Origin of the sequence: Plantactinospora sp. KBS50 (genome assembly GCF_002285795.1) — a bacterium.
Classification (GTDB): domain Bacteria; phylum Actinomycetota; class Actinomycetes; order Mycobacteriales; family Micromonosporaceae; genus KBS50.
Genome location: NZ_CP022961.1, coordinates 6117316 through 6134591 on the forward strand (window position 1 = coordinate 6117316; position 17276 = coordinate 6134591).

Consider the following 17276-nt stretch of genomic DNA (forward strand, 5'->3'; position numbering starts at 1 on the left):
CGGCGCGGTCCGCTCGACCTGCCCCGGCCGAACATCGGACGATGGCGGTACGGACGTGGGTACCGTCGGGGGCGGCGCGAGGAGACGCGGCACGGCCAGCACGAACGGCACCGGGGATCGCCGGACGGACGGCACGACCACGGTCACCGACGGCACGAACGCCTCGGGGAATCGCGACACGGACGGCGCGAACGGCACGGAGGACCGCCGCACGGACGGCACGGAGGACCGCCGCACGGACGGCACGGAGGACCGCCGCACGGACGGCACGGCCGCGGGACCCGACCGCGGCGGACACGACGGAACCGGCAACGAACCGGCAATCGCCGGTGGAACCGACCGCGGCAGAGACGGCGGAACCGACATTGGACCGGTCGCCACCGGTCGAGGCGGCGATGCCGTCCCCAAGGCTGGCTGCCGTGGTGACGCTGGCTGCCGTGGCGGCTCCGGCCGTAGCGCTGGCGGCGACGCTGGCGGCGGCGCAGCCTCCGGTCCGAGCGGCTGGCCGCCGGCCACGGGCGTCCGTTCGCCGTCGGCGCGCAGACGGCGCAGCTTCTCGGCGTGGCGTTGCCTCAGTCCCCAGGCTCGATGCCGGGCATGTTCCCGACGGAATTGTTCCTGCGCCGGACAATAGCGACGCGATCTCGTCCGATCCCGCATGGCAGCCAATTCCGACCTGCTGAACAATTGCAGCTGACCCACTCTCATATTCTCGCAGACCTCGGTCAGCAAATCGCGCCCGCCAAGCACAAAACAGTTTCGTCTGGCCCCCTCCGCGCGAGCCTCACACGACTCATTGACTCGCACGTTTTCATTGACCGCGGCCCGCGGCCAACGATGGGGACGTCCTGCTCGCATCGGCGCGAGGGGCGGCTCATCCTCGGGCGGCCGCAGTCCCGAACTTGAGCCTTCAATCAGCCATCTCGGATCGACGTCAGAAACGGCGGTATCGCCGGCGCGGGCAGCGCCCGATTGTTCGACGGACGATCCGGGCCGTCGGCAGTTCCGACGCCCAGGGCGGCCCAAAGCAAACTCCCGGTCGCCGCCGGGGGCGGAGACCACGCGCCGCCGGGGGCGGAGACCACGCGCCGCCGGGGGGCGGAGACCACGCGCCGCCGGGGGGCGGAGACCACGCGCCGCCGGGGGCGGAGACCACGCGCCGCCGGGCCAGCCGGACCCGCCCAGCGCGAAAGCCACGCAACCAGGCCAGCGCCCGAGCCCCTTGACCATGACCGGCACGCCAACCGGGCCGGATGGCTGCGGCGGTGTCGCCCACGGCGGGTACGGTCGCACGGTGACCGCGCCCGCCACCGCCACCGGTTCCGAACCGACCACCAAGACCGCCGGACGCCAGCGCGGCGGCCGGCCCAGCGGCACCGAACTGCTCGCGGCCGCCGTCGGCGCGGTCCCCGGCGGTACGGCCCGCCCCGGGCAGCAACTGATGGCCGAGGCCATCGTGCGGAGCATCACCACCCGGGAGCATCTGCTGGTGCAGGCCGGCACCGGCACCGGAAAGTCACTCGCCTATCTTGCCCCCGCGCTGACCGTGGACGGCCCGGTGGTGGTCTCCACCGCCACCCTGGCGTTGCAGTCCCAGCTGGTCGAGCACGACCTGCCCCGGCTCGCCGACGCGGTCAAGCCGCTGCTCGGCCGCCGCCCGACCTTCGCGGTGCTCAAGGGCCGGCACCACTATCTTTGCCTGGCCCGGCTGGACGCCTCCACCGAGGAGGAACCGGCCGACGCGCTGTTCGACGAGCCCCGGGGCGGCCAGACGAAGTGGCTGGGCGCCGCCGGCCGGCTCGGCAAGCAGATGGACCGGGTCCGCGCCTGGTCGGAGGAGACCGCCACGGGCGACCGGGACGAGCTGGATCCCGGCGTGGACGACCAGCTCTGGCGGACCGTCTCGATGCCGGCTCGGGAGTGCGTGGGAGCGGCCCGCTGCCCGTTCGGCGACGAGTGCTTCGCCGAGGCGTCCCGGGTCCGCGCCCGCGAGGCGGACATCGTGGTCACCAACCACAGTTTGCTGGCCGTCGACATGCTCGCCGACCGGCACATCGTGCCGCCGCACCGGCTGCTCGTGGTGGATGAGGCGCACGAACTGGCGGACCGGGTCTCGTCGGCCGCGCAGGCGGAGCTGGTGCCCGACCTGATCGACCGGGCCGCCCGGCGGGCTCGTCCGCTGCTCAAGCCGGAGACCGCCGAGGCCATGGTGGAGGCCGGCGACGCGCTGGCGGTGGCGCTCGCCGAGGCGCCCGCCGGCCGGATCACGGCGGGGCTGCCCGTACCGTTGCGTGAAGCCTGCACCCTGCTCGACTCCGCCACCCGGTCGGCGCTCGACACCATCGGCGACATCAAGGCCGACGACCCGGACCCGGTCCGCAAGCAGCAGGCCAAGGCGGTGCTGGACGAGTTGTCCAAGACCTCCCAGCGGCTGCTCGCCGAGGACGACCACGACGTGTCGTGGGTGGAGAAGCCGGAGGGCGCGGCCAGCGGCCGGCGGGCGCTGGTCGTCGCGCCGCTCTCGGTGGCCGGCACCCTGGCCGCACATCTTTACGAGGAACGCACCGTCGTGGCCACCTCCGCCACGCTCACCCTGGGCGGCCGGTTCGACACGGTGGCCCGCGCGCTCGGCCTGGAGGCGCCGCCGGCGGCCCCGCCATCGCCCGCCGCGGCCGCCGCGGCCCGGTCCAGCCGCCGGGGATCCACCCCCGAGGACGAGGGTACGGACCGGCCGGGCGGCGAGGCCGCGACCGCCGGGTCCGGCTGGGAGTCGCTGGACGTCGGGTCGCCGTTCGACTACGGCCGCCAGGGCATCCTGTACGTCGCCGCGCATCTGCCCCGGCCGAGCGTCTCCGGGCTTCCCGCGGCGGCCGGCGAGGAACTGGTGTCGCTGGTGACCGCGCTCGGCGGGCGTACCCTCGGGCTGTTCTCCTCCCGGCGGGCCGCCACGCAGGCGGCCGAGTTGCTGCGGACCCGCACCGACCTGCCCATCCTGTTGCAGGGCGAGGAGGCGCTGCCGCTGCTGGTCCGTCGGTTCCGGGAGGACCGGGCCAGTTGCCTGTTCGGGGTGATGTCGCTCTGGCAGGGTGTGGACGTGCCGGGCGACGCCTGCCAGCTCGTGGTGATCGACCGGCTGCCCTTCCCCCGGCCGGACGAGCCGCTGGCCGCGGCCCGTGCCGCGGCCGTGGACTCGGCGGGCGGCTCGGGCTTCGCCTCGGTGAGCGTGCCGATCGCGGCGATCCGGCTGGCGCAGGGGGTGGGTCGGCTGATCCGCAGCAGCACCGATCGGGGGGTGGTGGCGGTGCTGGACTCCCGGCTGGAGACCGCCCGGGGATACGGGCCGTTCCTGCGCCGGTCCGTGCCGCCGTTCTGGTACACCACGAAACCGGAAGTCGCCCGGGGTGCGCTGGAACGGCTCGCCCGCGGCTGACCACCACCCGCGCCGGCAGCCGGGGCCGGGCCAGGGCGGGTCACCCTCCGCGGCGAATGACCACCCGCACCGGCGGCCCGCCGGCCGGAAATGACGCCCCGCACCGGCCCTTACGGTACGGGGCGTCGGTGCGACCGCCCGTCAGGGTGCCTTCGCGGCCACCACCACGGCGTCCGGTGGCGCCTCCGGCACCCGTCGCGCGGTGAGCCGGCGCACCGCGGTGTTCAGCACCGCGATCAGCGGTACGGCGACGACCGCCCCGACGATGCCGGCCAGCACCGCGAAGGCGGCGATCCCGACGATCACGCCGAGCGGGTGGATGGCCACCGCCCGGCCCATGATGAGCGGCTGGAGGACGTGCCCCTCCAACTGCTGCACCAGGATCACCGCGCCGAGGATGACCAGCGCGATCACCCAGCCCTGGTCCACCAGCGCCACCAGCACGGCGACCGCGCCGGAGAGCGCGGCGCCGACGATCGGGATGAACGCGCCGAGGAAGACCAGCGCGATCAGGGGCAGGGTGAACGGGATCTTGAAGATGATCAGGAAGATTCCGATGCCCACCGCGTCGATGAAGGCGACCAGGACGGTGGCCCGCACGTACGCCACCAGGGTCGCCCAGGCGGCCGTGCCGGCGTCGTCCACCCGCCAGCGCGCGTTCACCGGCAGCAGCCGGACCAGGAAGCGCCAGATCCGGCGGCCGTCCCGGAGGAAGAAGAACGTCGCGAACAGCACCAGCAGCATGCCGGTGAGCACCTCGAACACGGTGGCGGCGGTGGAGAGCGCGCCGCTGGTCAGCGACTGGGTGTTCTGGTCCACCCACTCCTGACCCTGGTCGATGTACTTGTTGAGCTGGTTGTCCGACAGGTGCAGCGGCCCGGTCTTGAGCCACTCCTGGATGGTCCGCACCCCGTCGGTGGCCTTCGCGCTGAGTTCGGGCACCCCGGCGATGAACTCGTTCACCACCGCGGTCAGCGTGCCCGCGACCGCCGCGAGGCCGCAGATCAGCACGATGGCCGTGGCCAACGAGCGCGGGAGCCGGGCCCTGAGCAGCCAACCCACGGCGGGGGCCAGCAGAGCGGAGAGCAGCAGGGCGATGGCGAGCGGGATCATCACCACCTGGATGGCGCCGACCAGCCTGATCAGCGCCCAGCCGACGATCCCCACCACGATCAGCCGCCACGACCAGGCCGCCGCGAGCCGCAGCGCGTGCGGCACGTCGGCGTCGTCCTGGCTGGCGAGCGAGAGGTGCGGCGGGGCCGGCTCGGCGTCCGGGGCGGGCGGGCTCGGCGGGGCCGGCACCTCGACGGGGGTGTCCACGGGAGGTACGGCGACGGGCTCGCGGTCGTGCCGCGCGGACCGGACCGACTCCCGCCCTGCCTCGTACGCACGACGCAGCCGCGCCCTGACCTGCTCGAAGCGGCTCAAGTGCACCTCCTTGGGGGACCGGCCCTCATACGGTAGCCGCACCACGCTCACCGCGTTCGGTTCAAAGCTGGTGGATGCGTCCGCGGAGGCATCCCGGACCGGTGCGCGGACGCCGGGCCGCGAGCGGGTCGCCGGAGCCGGGCACGGTACCGTCTCCGTCGTGACCGCAGACCCGAACACCGACTCCGGCCTGCCGATCCGTCTGCTGCACGACCGCGTGCTGGTCCGGGTCGAAGGCCCCGAGGGCGAACGCCGCTCCACCGCCGGCATCGTCATTCCGGCCACCGCCTCCGTCGGGCGGCGGCTCGCCTGGGCGACCGCGGTGGGCGTCGGCCCCAACGTCCGTTCGATCGTCAACGGCGACCGGGTGCTGTTCGATCCCGAGGAACGCTCGGAGGTGGAGCTGCACGGCCGCGACTACGTGCTGCTGCGCGAGCGGGACGTGCACGCCGTCGCCGCGGCCCGGGTGGAGACCGACGGCACCGGGCTCTACCTCTGACAGCTCCCGGAACGCCGGGGCCGCGGGTCAGCGACCGGGCATCGGGGTGCCGGGCCAGCCCCGGGCCGGCGGCGGGGTCAGCACGACCGGGATCGGCACCACCGGCTCGTCGGGGGCGTCGAGGCTGCGCCGTACGCCGTCCGGGAAGACGATGTGGTAGCGGCTGCCGTCCCAGGTGGCGGCCGGCACCTGCGGATCCCGGCCGACGAAGACCGACCGCAGTGCGCTGATCCGGGCCAGCATGTTGCGCTCCTCGTTGGTGCTGCGGGCGAGTTCGCCGGGCCGGGTGTCCAGGCCGCGGCGCAGTCCGTCGCGCAGCAGGGCGAGCCGGGTGGCGGTGAACTGGTATTCCCGCATCGCCCGCACGCCGGCCTCGCCGGCCACCCGCCGCGCCCACTGCCGGGCCGCGTGCCGCCGGCCGAGGCTGCCCAGCGCGGCGACCTCCGGTGGGGTCAGCCAGCCGGCCCGGACGTAGTCGATGAGCGTACGTTCGGTGAGCCGGCCCTCCCAGCTGCGCAGCCAGACGGCCAGCCCGACCATGCCGAAGAAGATCGGCACCATCACGCTGAGGTAGCCGTAGAGGAGGATCAGGTTCTGCCGCAGCGCGACGGCCAGCGACGGCACGAGGTTCCAGGTGCCGTGCATCATCATGGCCACGAGCAGGCCGGCGATCGGCGCCAGGACCCGCACCCGGCGGTCGGCGGTCCGCGCCGCCAGGCCGAGACCGACGCCGGTCATCGAGGTGAACAGCGGGTGGGCGAAGCCGGAGAAGAGGATCCGGACGATGAACGTCGCGAACAGGTACTGCGCGCCGGTGGCCGGGCCGTACTGCTGGGCGCCCGCGGCGTAGCCGTGGCCGCCGAGGTAGAGGATGTTCTCCACCATGGCGAAGCCGACCGCTGACAGTCCGCAGTAGACGATCCCGTCCACGATGCCGGACCACTCCCGGCGGCGGAAGATCAGCAACAGGATCGGGAAGGCCGCCTTGGTCAGTTCCTCGATGAAGGGCGCCACCAGCACGGCGACAAGCGCGTCGGGCAGGCCGGCGTTGGCGAACGCCTTCGCCGCCGCGTCGTTGACCTGCAACGAGGTGTAGGTGGCCACGGCGGCACCCCAGCCGAAGCACAGCACCAGGTAGCCGGTCGGTTCCGGTTCGTAGCGGTCGAGCCAGAGGAAACACGCCACCAGCACCGGAACCGGCAGGATCGCGGCGACGATGCCGATCAGCAGCGCCTGCGCGCCGAGGCTCTCGCCGAGGGTGAGCAGCATCGCCACGGCACAACCGGCGATGACCAGGATGACGGCCGCCAGGACCAGCCCGCGCCGCCACCCGAGCCGGCGGCCCCGGGCCACCGGGCCACCGGCCTGGTACGCGGGCGGCCCGGCTGCGGCGGGCGGCCCGGACGGTACGGGCGGCGACGGCGGAGCGGTTCCTCCGCCGGACGGGGTGTCGGCCATGACGTCAGCGTAGTTGCCGCCGGCCGTTCGGTTCGGCCGCATCGGTACCGTCCCGCGCCTCCCGACCACCCGCGGACCCGCCACCGCGGGACCCGTCGACCGCGGACCCGTCGAGCAGGGACCCTTCGACCGGGGAGCCGCCGCCGTCCCGGTCCGACCTCGCCGCGCGGGAGCCGGCCCGTCCCATCCCGGCCGGCCGGGCGCCGGTACGGACCGGAGCCTCTTCCCGGTACGGCCCGGAGGCGCGCACGGACGCCGCGATCGCGGACTCGACGCGTCGCTCGTCCTCGGGCGAGGGCGCGGCGGCTGGCCGGTGCTCGGCCCGGTCCCGATCGTCCCTGTCGGGTTCGGTCGGGACCCGTCGCGGCTTCTCCGCCCCGTTCTCCGCCGGCATCTCGCCGGGCCGGGAAACGTCGCCCGACCGGAGCACCGGATCGGCCCCGGGCTCCGGTCCGGGCCGCCCCGACCGGCCGCTCTCCACCGCGCGCCGGACCTGCCGGTTCGCCTCGATCCGATCGATTCCGCTGGCCCGCAGCAGGTCGCTCGCCGTGGTCCGGAGCTGCGCCACGACCACGCTGCCGGAGAAACCGACGCCGTCGGCGTACGCCCGGCCCGCCTCGCCGACCGCGCGCAACGCCCGCTCCCGGGTCGCCTCCGGCTCCAGCCCGGCGCCCAGTTCGGCCACGAGTTGCCGAACGGCCTCGGCGAGTTGGGCCACCGCGGACGGCAGTGGATCGGGGATCGGTTCCCCGTCCTCCAGCGCGGTGACGCTACGCCGGATCAGGGTGCCGGCGTTGGCCACCGCGTGTTCGATGAACTCCGCGCCCTCGACGTACTGCGCGAGGGCGCCGCGGCGGCGCCAGCGGACCGGCGCCAGCGTCGCCGTCTCGCGGCCGGCCTCCAACGCCTCCTGGAGCCCCGCCATGTGCTGCTGCACCTCCTGGACCCGGTCCAGCGCCGCCTGGGCCCGATCCGGATCGCCGTCGGCCAGCGCCCGGGAGGTGACGTCCAACTCCCGGGCGAGGGTCTCCAGCGCCGGCCGGGCGGCCCGGTCCACCACCCGGAGCGGGTTGAACGGCAGCAGCACCAGGCCCACGCCCAGCGCCACGAACCCACCGACCAGGGCATCTATCACCCGGGGGAACTCCAGGTCCGAGGCCTTCGGCGCGAGGGCGACCAGCAGCAGCGCGGTGACCGCGGCCTGGGTGACCACGGACGGCCCGCCGCCCAGGAAGATCGCGATCAGCACGGCGAGCGTGACGATCATCCCGAGCTGCCACCAGCCGACCCCGAAGGCGACGATGAACAGGTCGCCCACGCCGATGCCGACCGCGACCCCGATGATCAGCTCGATCGTCCGGCGGAGCCGCTGCCCGACCGAGGCCGCGAGGGTGCCCACCGCCGAGATCGGCGCGAAGACCGGATCCGGGTTCTGCAGCAGGTAGTGCGCCACCAGCCAGGACAGGCTCGCGGCGATGCCGGCCTGGACCGCGAGCACGAGGTTGTACCGGACCCGGTGGGTACGCTCGCGTACCGTCGGCCGGACCCGGCGGCGCAGCTCACGGGCCGCGTCCGCCGCGCCCTCCCGGTCGGCCGGGACCGGAACACCGGCAATCCGGACGACCGGCTCGTCCCGCTGCGACGGCATGGGCCGGACTACCCGTCCCGAGCGCGCTGAATCATCCGGCCGGAAACCGCCCACGGGGGGCCAGCGCCCCGCGTACGCCCGGCGCCGGCGCTTCCGCTCGTCCACCGCCCTGGCGAGCGCTGTGCGGTCCATCGTGGAGGGCCAAAGCGGCAGGCGCCCGATGTCGCGCCCGGCCGGTCCGGACCGTCGACCGGCACGTACCGCTATATCCGACTTTCCTGGTCTTGGCTGTGTGATGCGCTGTTCATCCTGCTAGCTGCCTTACAATCCTCATGCACTGTTCTTCCCGAACTGACCCGGATCGACACCGCCCCGGATCGCGACACCGCCGGCAGCGCCGCCGGTCGCGGCGCCACCGGTCCGGGTGCGCCGCGAAGGCATGGGAGATCGGCATGCTGGAACGCGAGGCTCCGACCCCGTTGTCGCCCGGGGTCGACCTGCCGCCGCCCCCGACGAACCGGCGCGGCGGCACGGCGGCGCTGCTGACCGCCGCGGCGGCCCTGCTGTACGGCTGGGGCCTGACCCGCGGCGCGCCGCACTTCTTTTACAGCGCGGCCGTGCGCAGCATGGGCGAGAGCTGGACAAACTTCGTGTTCGGCGCCGTCGACCCGGGCGGCACCATCACCCTGGACAAGATCCCCGGTTGGCTCTGGCCGCACGTCGCCCTCGTCAAGGTGTTCGGCCTGCACGACTGGGTCCTGCTGCTGCCCGAGATGCTGGCGGCGACCGGCACCGTCCCGCTGCTGTACGCGGCGGTACGTCGCTGGGCCGGCGACCGGGCGGCGCTGCTGGCGGCGGTCGGCTACCTGGTCACGCCGATCACGTTCCGCGCGGCGCAGTTGAACCTGCCCGACACGCTGCTGGTGTTCTGCCTGGTGGCCGCGGCCTGGGCGCTGATCCGCGCGTGGCGGCGGCCGGGCTGGACGGCGCTGCTCGGTCCGGCCGTGCTGCTCGGGCTCGCCTTCCAGATGAAGATGCTCCAGGCGCTGCTGGTGCTCCCCGCGTTCGCGCTCGCGTACCTGGTCGGCAGCGCCGGCCCGATGGCGGCCCGGCTGGGGCGTACCGCCGTGTTCGGGACGGTCACGCTCGCCGTGTCGGCACTGTGGATGGTCGTGGTGTCGCTCACCCCGCCCGGCTCCCGGCCGGCCATCGACGGCAGCCCGACCGGCTCGGTCTGGGAGATGGTGCTGGCGCACAACGGCACCGAGCACGACGACCGGGCGGCCGGCACGTTCGGCGGCGCGCCCGGACCGATCCGGCTCCTCAACGAGCAGGTCGGCACCCAGGTGAGCTGGCTGCTGCCGCTCGCGCTGGCCGCGCTCGTGGTCGGCGTCGCCGGCGCCCGGCGGGACCACGACCGCGATCGGCTCGCCGGCTGGGTGTTGTGGGGCGGCTGGCTGCTGGTCGCCGGCTCCGCCTTCAGCCAGGTGTACGGGATGCACCCGTACTACACGGCGATGCTCGTACCCGCGATCGGCGCGGTGCTCGGCGGCGGCCTCGGGACGGCGCTGGCGGCCTGGCGGGCGGGCCGACCGCTCGGCTGGCTGCTGCCGGCGGGGGTGCTCGGCACCGCGGGCTGGGCGGTCGTCCTGCTGCTTCGGGAACCGGTCGGCCTCGACTGGCTGGCCGTCGTCGTGGCCGTGGCCGGCGTGGCCGCGACGGCGCTGCTGCTCGTCGCGCGCCGCGGCCACGGCAGCCGCGCAGCGGAGCCACCCGACGTGACAGGAGCCCGGCCCGGCCCGACGGCGGAGCGGCCCGACCCGACGGCAGCGCGCCGCGCGCCGGCGGTGGCCGCCGGGGCGGCACTGGTCGCGGGCGTGGTCGCCGTCCTCGCCGGACCGGCCGGATGGCTGCTCAGCACGCCCGTGCTGGAGCCAGGCAGCCCGCAGATCATCGACCCGGTCGCCGGGCCGGCCGCGTTCCAGCGCATCCGGCAGGAGGCGCTGAACGGCGGCTCCGCGCCCCGGGTCAATCCGGCCCTGCTGGACTACCTCACCCGGCACGACGGCGACGAAGCCACCCCGCGCGACGGCGGCGAACACTACCTGTTCGCGGCCGGCGAGTCCGGCACGGCCGCACCGTACATCCGGGCCGGCTACACCGTGCTCCCGCTCCGGGGCTTCGCGCTGCGCTCACCGCGGGTCCCGGTCGCCCGGATCGAGCGGCTCGTGGCCGACGGCCGACTTCGCTACCTGCTGCTCATCGACCGCGCCGGGCCGATGGTCGATCCCGCGACGGCCGGCTGGCTGCGGTCGCACTGCGCGGTCGTGCCCCGCACCGACTACGAGCCGGACGCCCGGCCCGGCCCGTGGGACCCCACCCTGTACGACTGCCGGCGGTGATCGGGCGAGCGAGGGCGCTACGGCATTTTACGTACCATGTGGTCGCTTTGTGATTGATGAAGGCGGCCGCTCCGGCTGGAATCGTGCACATCATGACGAAGAATCGGAATGCCCTGCTGACCGCGGCCGGCCTGGCGCTCTGCGCGGTCGGCATCGTCCTGCAGATCGCCACCGGAGCCGAGGGCTACCCCACGGTGCCGCCGGGAGCCGTCATCACCGTGGTCGGCGCGCTGCTCGTCGCCTTCGTGTCGTGGCGTTTCATGCCCATCGTCGGCCTGCTCGTCGGCGCCTTCATCAGCGTCGGCGCCTTCGTCACCCCGAACACCGGCGACCGCCTCGGCGCACCCGGCGACTTCGGGCCGTTCCTCGGCACTGTCGTCCAGATCATCGGGCTGGCCATGGCGGTCATCTTCGGCGTCGTGGCCACCGTGCAGGCGTTCCGCCGCCCCGAGGTCAGCTCCGCCGCGGCCGGCTGAGGACCCGTCGCGACGTACCGCGGCAGGGCGCGTCGCGACGTACCGCGGCATGGTCGTGCCGGCCGCGGCCGGGATAGCCTGCCGGCATGCCCGACCTGATCGAAGACCTGCGGGCCGCGCTCGGTGCGTCCGCCGTACTCACCGACCCGGACCTGCTCGCCGGTCACCGCCGGGACGAGGCCGACCTGTGCGCGGCCGGCACGCCGGCGGTCGTGGTACGGCCGCGCAGCACCGACGACGTCGCCGCCGCCCTCCGGCTGGCCGCCCGGTACGGCGTACCCGTGGTGCCGCAGGGCGCCCGGACCGGGCTTGCCGGCGCGGCCAACGCGGTCGACGGTGCGCTGGTGCTGTCGATGACCTCGATGGCGCAGATCCGCGAGATCGACCCGGTGAACCGGATCGCCGTGGTGCAGCCGGGGGTGGTCAACGCCGCGCTGGCCGCCGCGGCGGCCCGGCACGGGCTGCGCTACCCGCCCGACCCGGGCTCCTGGGAGTCCTCCACCCTGGGCGGCAACGTGGCCACCAACGCCGGCGGGATGTGCTGCGTCAAGTACGGCGTCACCACCGAGTACGTGCTGGGCCTGGAGGTGGTGCTGGCCTCCGGCGAGGTGCTGCGGACCGGGCGGCGGACCGCCAAGGGGGTCGCCGGCTACGACCTGACCCGGCTGTTCGTCGGCTCGGAGGGCACCCTCGGGGTGATCACCGAGATCACCGTGGCGCTGCGGCCGGCCGCCGAGGAATCGTTGACCCTGGTCGCGGTCTTCGACTCGACGGCCACGGCCGGCGCGGCGGTGGCCGAGATCGCCGGCCAGGGCCTCACCCCCAGCCTGCTGGAACTGCTCGACCGGACCCATCTGCGCGCCATCGAGGCGTACCGGCCGATGGGGCTGCGCACCGACGCCAGCGCGCTGCTGCTCGCGGCGGTCGACACCGGTCCGCGGGCCGCGGGCGACCTGGACCGGATCGCCAAGGTCTGTACGGCGGCCGGCTCGGCCGAGGTGTTCACCGCGACCGACCCGGTGGAGGCGGCCGAGTTGCTCCAGGCCCGCCGGCTGGCGCACCCGGCGATGGAGCGGCTGGCCGCCGGCAGCTATCCGGACGGCAACGGCGGGCTGGTGATCGACGACGTGGCCGTGCCGCGGGACCGGCTGGCCGCGCTGCTGGACGGGGTCGAGCGGATCGCGGCCGAGCACGACGTGCCGATCGGCGTGGTCGGGCACGCCGGAGACGGCAACATGCATCCCAACATCGTGGTGGACCGGGCCGACCCGGCCAGCCTGGAGCGGGGACGCCGGGCCTTCGACGCGATCATGGAGCTGGGACTCTCCCTCGGCGGCACGTGCACCGGCGAACACGGGGTCGGGCTGCTCAAACGGGACTGGCTGGCCCGCGAGGCCGGCCCGGTGGGCATGCGGGTGCACCGGGCCATCAAGGACGCCCTCGACCCGTCCGGCCTGCTCAACCCCGGCAAGGTGCTGTAGGCGCCGGTCAGGCCGGTTGCCGGTCCGGCGACGGCTCGTCGCCGCGGTCGGCGGCGAACCCGCGGACATCCAGCGCGCCCAGCCGGGCGGCGTCGGCGGTCAGGTCGTCGGGCATCCGCTGCGACTGCCGCTCGGCGGCCACCCGGGCCAGGTAGTGCGCGACCTCCCGGGCCCGCACCGACGAGTCCCAGCCCAGCACCGAGCCCATCAGCTCGGCCGCGTGCTCGGCCGACTCGGTGCCCCGGTGGGAGGTCTCGAACGAGATCCGGGTCCGCCGGGTCAGCACGTCGTCCAGGTGCAGCGCCCCCTCGCAGCGGGCCGCGTAGGTCACCTCGGCCGCCAGGTACTCGGGCGCGCCGGCCAGCGGCGAGGCGAGCAGCGGGTCGGCGCCGATCAACGCGAGCAGGTCCGTGGCAAGGGTGCCGTACCGCTCCAGCAGGTGCTCCACCACCCCGACCGGTACGCCGTGCCGGCGGGCCAGGTCCGCCCGGTCGCGCCACATCGCGGCGTACCCGTCGGCGCCCAGCAGCGGCAGGTCGGCGGTGCGGGACGGGCGTACGCCACCGAGCCGGCGGGCCGCCCGGTCCACCACGTCGGCCGCCATCACCCGGTACGTCGTGTACTTGCCCCCGGCCACCAGCAGCAGCCCGAGCATCGGCTCCACCACCGCGTGCTCGCGGGACAGCTTCGAGGTCGAGTCGGCCTCCCCGGACAGCAGCGGTCGCAGCCCGGCGTACACGCCCTCGATGTCGTCGGCCGTGAGCGGGCGGTCGAGCACGCTGTTGACCTGGGCCAGCAGGTAGTCGATGTCCCGGGCGGAGGCCGCCGGATGGGCACGGTCCAGCCGCCAGTCCGTGTCGGTGGTGCCGATGATCCAGTGCCCGCCCCAAGGGATGACGAACAGCACCGAGCTGGGCGTCCGCAGGATCAGGCCGGCGTCGCCGGTGATCGCCGAGCGGGGCACCACCAGGTGCACGCCCTTGGAGGCCCGCACCCGGATCCCGGGGCGCAACCCGACGTCGTTCAGCATCCGGGACATGTCGTCGCTCCACACCCCGGTGGCGGCGATCACGGTCCGGGCGCGTACCTCGAACTCGGCGTCCGCGGCGCCCTCCGGCGCCTCCATGTCCCGCACCCGGACCCCGGTCACCTCGCGCGCCTGCCGCAGCAGCCCCACGGCGCGGGCGCTGGTCGCCACCACCGCGCCCTGGCTGGCCGCGGTCCGGGCCAGCGTCACCACCAGCCGGGCGTCGTCCACCTGGCCGTCGTAGTAGCGGATGGCGCCGGCCGTGGCGTCGGCGCGGAGGCTGGGGAACACCCGGCGGGCGCCCTCCCGGCTCAGGTGCCGGTGCAGCGGCATGCCGCGGCCCCGGCCGAACAGGCCGGCGAACGCGTCGTAGGCCGCCACCCCCGCGCCGTAGTAGGCCCGCCGCAGGGCCCGGCCGGGCAGGCCGCCCGCGCCGGTGCCGGCCGGCAGCGGCACCAGGAACGGCACCGGCCGGACCAGGTGCGGGGCGAGCCGGGTGGCCAGCAGCCCCCGCTCGGTCAGCGCCTCGTGCACCAGGTGGAACTCCAACTGCTCCAGGTACCGCAGGCCGCCGTGGATCAGCTTGCTGGACCGGCTGGATGTGCCGGCCGCGTAGTCGCGCGCCTCCACGAGGGCCACCTTCAGCCCCCGGGACGCCGCGTCCAGGGCGGCACCGGCGCCGGTCACACCACCGCCGATGACCAGCACGTCGAACCGTTCGGCCCGCAGCCGGCGCAGGTCGGCGGCGCGCCGCGCCGGGGAGAGCTGGCCGGCGACATATCGGGAAACGTTCGGGTCACGCACCCATCCACGGTAACCGGCCACGGGGCGGCCGGGTCACCGGCGACCCGTAGTGTTCGCCTCATGCAGACCGGACCCGCCCTACCGCCGGAAACCCCCGGCGCCGGCGGCGGCCCACCGCACGGCCCACCGCCGGGCAGCGAACCAGCGCCCGGCTGGCAGCAGCCCGGCCCACCGGCCGGCCCACCGCCGGGTGGCTGGCCGCCGGGTGGCTGGCCGCCGGGTGGCTGGCCGCCGGGTGGCTGGCCGCCCGTGCCGCCGCCGGGCTGGCAGCCCGGGTGGCAGCCCGGACCGCCGCCCGGCGGCGCGGGCGCCGTGGTCGCGGCCGTCTTCGCCGGGCTGGGCGCGGTCGTGCTGACCGTGGTCGCGCAGACGCTGGGCTGGCTGGTGGCCCAGGTCCTGCTGATCGAGGACCTGCCCACCCCCGGCTGGGGTCGCGCGCTGCCAGCGGTGCTGGCGGCCGCCCTGGCCGGCGTACCGGCGCTGCTGCTGGCCCGGCTCCCCCGCTCGGCCGCGGTGCGGGCCGCCGGGAGGACCTGGGCGCGCGGCTGCGGCGCGCTCGGGGCGCTCGGCCTGTGCCGGCTGATCCCGGTGGCGCGCAACGAGACGTACCTGGCCGCGCTGGCGGCCGTCGCGGCCGGTCTGGCCTGGGCCTTCTCCCGGGTACGCCGCGACCCGCGGCCCGGCTGGCCGACCGCCGCGAGCGGGATCGCGCTCGCCGCCGGGCTGGTCGTGCTGCTGCCGTGGACGCTGGTCGGGGCCCTGGGCGGCACGCTGGAGACGCTGCTGGCCGCCGGGGCCGCCGCCGCCGTCGGCTGGCTCGGCTCCGCCGTGCTGGCCCCGGTACGCCGGCACGGCTACCGGACCGACCCCACGGGTCGCGCCACCGGCCCGGCACACACGGTGCTGCTCGCCGGCCTGGTCGCCGGGGTGGGCCTGCTGCTGATCGCCGGCGGCACCGGCCAGGACGGGGCACAGCTTCCCGCGTTGCTGGTGCTGCCGCCGCTCGGCTTCGCCGTCGCCGCCCTGGGCGTGCTGGCCGACCGTACCGGCAGCAACGCCGCGGTTCCCGCGGGCCTGCTGGTCGGCCTCGCCGCGGCCGGTCCGCTGGCGTTCGCCGACCCCGAGGAGATCTCGCTGCTGCTGGTCGAGGGCCGGGACGTACCGTTCTGGGTCGCCCTGGCCGCCGCCGCGTCGCTGGCCCTCGCGCTGCTGCTGGGCGTGGGCCTCGGCGCCGGCTTCGCGCGCCGGCGCATCGTCCGGCCCGGCCGCCGCGCGGTCGCGGCCGCCGCCGGCCTGCTGCTGGTCGGCACGATCGGCGGGTACGCCGGGGCGGGGCAGCCGGGCCTGTACGGCGAGCGGCTGTTCGTGGTGCTGAAGCGGCAGGCCGACCTGTCCGGGGTGGACACCGGCGCGACCGGGCCGGACGGGCGGATCCGGCGGGCCGGTGAGGTGTACCGGACGCTGGTGACCCAGGCCGAGACGTCGCAGGCCGCGCTGCGCCGCGAGTTGGACCGGCTGCATCTGGACTACACCCCGTACTACCTGGTGAACGCCGTCGAGGTGCGCGGTGGGCCGGCCGTGCGGGCCTGGCTGTCCGCCCGTGCGGACGTCGACCGGGTGCTGCTCAGCCAGCAACTGCGGCCGCTGCCCGCCCCGGTCACTCCGCGACGCGGCGCGGCCGGGCCGCCCGCCGACGTGCCCTGGAACATCTCCGCGATCGGCGCGGACCGGGCGCGTGCCGAGTTCCACGCGGACGGCTCGGGCATCGTGGTGGGCGGCTCCGACTCCGGCGCCGACCTCGACCATCCCGCCCTGGCGGGCAACTTCCGCGGTGGGGACGATTCCTGGTACGACCCGTGGAACGGCACCACCCGGCCGACCGACAACGGCGGGCACGGCACGCACACGCTGGCCACGGCGGTCGGTGGCGAACGGGTCGGGGTGGCACCCGGCGCCCGCTGGATGGAATGCGTGAACCTCGACCGCAACCTCGGCAACCCGGCGCGCTACCTGGACTGCCTCCAGTTCATGCTGGCGCCGTTCCGCACCGGCGGCGACCCGTTCACCGACGGTCGTCCCGAACGGGGCGCGCAGGTGCTGACGAACTCCTGGGGCTGCCCGGCGATCGAGGGCTGCGACCCGGCGGTCCTGCGCCCGGCCACCGCCGCGCTCGCCGCCGCCGGCGTGTTCATGGCGGTCGCCGCCGGCAACACCGGCCCGCGCTGCGGCTCGATCAGCGACCCGCCCGCGCCGTACCCGGACGTGGAGACGGTCGGGGCGGTCGACCGGGAGCGCCGGGTCACCGCGTTCTCCAGCCGCGGGCCGGCGCCGGGCGGGGCCGACAAGCCCGATCTGGTGGCGCCGGGCGCCGGGGTGCTGTCGGCGCTGCCGGGCGGCGGGTACGGCACGCTGGACGGCACCTCGATGGCGACCCCGCACGTGGCCGGCGTGGTGGCGCTGGTCTGGTCGGCCAACCCGGCGCTGATCGGGGATCTGGCCCGGACCCGGCGGCTGCTCGCCAGCACCGCCGGCCCGGTGGCGGCGCCGGCCGCGGAACCCGGCGACGGCGCCGGGTCCGCCGATCGGGCCGGACGCGGCTGCGGGATCGGGCCGGACGCGAGCGGCGCCGGCCTGGTCGACGCGTACGCCGCGGTCCGGGCCGCCCGCGGCACACCCTAGGGTG

General features: G+C 75.4%; 10 protein-coding genes. 6 read left to right on the plus strand and 4 right to left on the minus strand.

What is annotated here, in order from left to right:
* Window positions 1–1294 precede the first annotated feature (1294 nt).
* On the plus strand, window positions 1295–3430 hold the full coding sequence (locus tag CIK06_RS26505) for an ATP-dependent DNA helicase (protein ID WP_232533883.1): 2136 nt from the start codon (window positions 1295–1297) through the stop codon (window positions 3428–3430).
* Between the two features lie 141 nt (window positions 3431–3571).
* On the opposite strand, the gene CIK06_RS26510 is transcribed toward CIK06_RS26505, so the two are convergent.
* Window positions 3572–4858: an AI-2E family transporter gene (locus CIK06_RS26510; protein ID WP_232533884.1), complete on the minus strand. Its 1287-nt coding sequence runs from the start codon at window positions 4856–4858 to the stop codon at window positions 3572–3574.
* Window positions 4859–5018: 160 nt separating this feature from the next.
* On the opposite strand from CIK06_RS26510, the gene CIK06_RS26515 reads away from it, so the two are divergent.
* Window positions 5019–5357 carry a co-chaperone GroES gene (locus tag CIK06_RS26515; protein WP_095568157.1) on the plus strand — a complete coding sequence of 113 codons (339 nt, stop codon included), beginning with the start codon at window positions 5019–5021 and terminating at the stop codon, window positions 5355–5357.
* Window positions 5358–5384: 27 nt separating this feature from the next.
* Here the strand turns inward: CIK06_RS26515 and CIK06_RS26520 are convergent, their stop codons facing one another.
* Complete coding sequence (locus tag CIK06_RS26520; protein ID WP_095568158.1) at window positions 5385–6857, minus strand: PrsW family intramembrane metalloprotease; 1473 nt, start codon at window positions 6855–6857, stop codon at window positions 5385–5387.
* Window positions 6820–8463, minus strand: coding sequence for an FUSC family protein (locus tag CIK06_RS26525; protein ID WP_095567086.1), 1644 nt, complete (start codon window positions 8461–8463; stop codon window positions 6820–6822). The genes CIK06_RS26520 and CIK06_RS26525 overlap by 38 nt, the downstream gene beginning before the upstream one ends.
* Window positions 8464–8855: 392 nt before the next feature.
* Between CIK06_RS26525 and CIK06_RS26530 the strand changes: the two genes are divergently transcribed.
* The 3 genes from CIK06_RS26530 to CIK06_RS26540 all read left to right on the plus strand — a co-directional run bounded on the left by CIK06_RS26530 (window position 8856) and on the right by CIK06_RS26540 (window position 12762).
* Window positions 8856–10805, plus strand: coding sequence for a glycosyltransferase family 39 protein (locus CIK06_RS26530; protein WP_095567087.1), 1950 nt, complete (start codon window positions 8856–8858; stop codon window positions 10803–10805).
* A 92-nt stretch (window positions 10806–10897) separates the two neighbouring features.
* Window positions 10898–11281 carry a hypothetical protein gene (locus CIK06_RS26535; protein WP_157756960.1) on the plus strand — a complete coding sequence of 128 codons (384 nt, stop codon included), beginning with the start codon at window positions 10898–10900 and terminating at the stop codon, window positions 11279–11281.
* An 86-nt stretch (window positions 11282–11367) separates the two neighbouring features.
* Complete coding sequence (locus tag CIK06_RS26540) at window positions 11368–12762, plus strand: FAD-binding oxidoreductase (RefSeq protein ID WP_095567089.1); 1395 nt, start codon at window positions 11368–11370, stop codon at window positions 12760–12762.
* Window positions 12763–12769: 7 nt separating this feature from the next.
* Here CIK06_RS26540 and CIK06_RS26545 read toward each other — a convergent pair whose 3' ends face one another.
* On the minus strand, window positions 12770–14593 hold the full coding sequence (locus tag CIK06_RS26545) for a glycerol-3-phosphate dehydrogenase/oxidase (protein WP_095567090.1): 1824 nt from the start codon (window positions 14591–14593) through the stop codon (window positions 12770–12772).
* Window positions 14594–14653: 60 nt separating this feature from the next.
* Here CIK06_RS26545 and CIK06_RS26550 point away from each other — a divergent pair, with 60 nt between their 5' ends.
* Complete coding sequence (locus CIK06_RS26550; protein WP_157756961.1) at window positions 14654–17272, plus strand: S8 family serine peptidase; 2619 nt, start codon at window positions 14654–14656, stop codon at window positions 17270–17272.
* Window positions 17273–17276 lie beyond the last annotated feature (4 nt).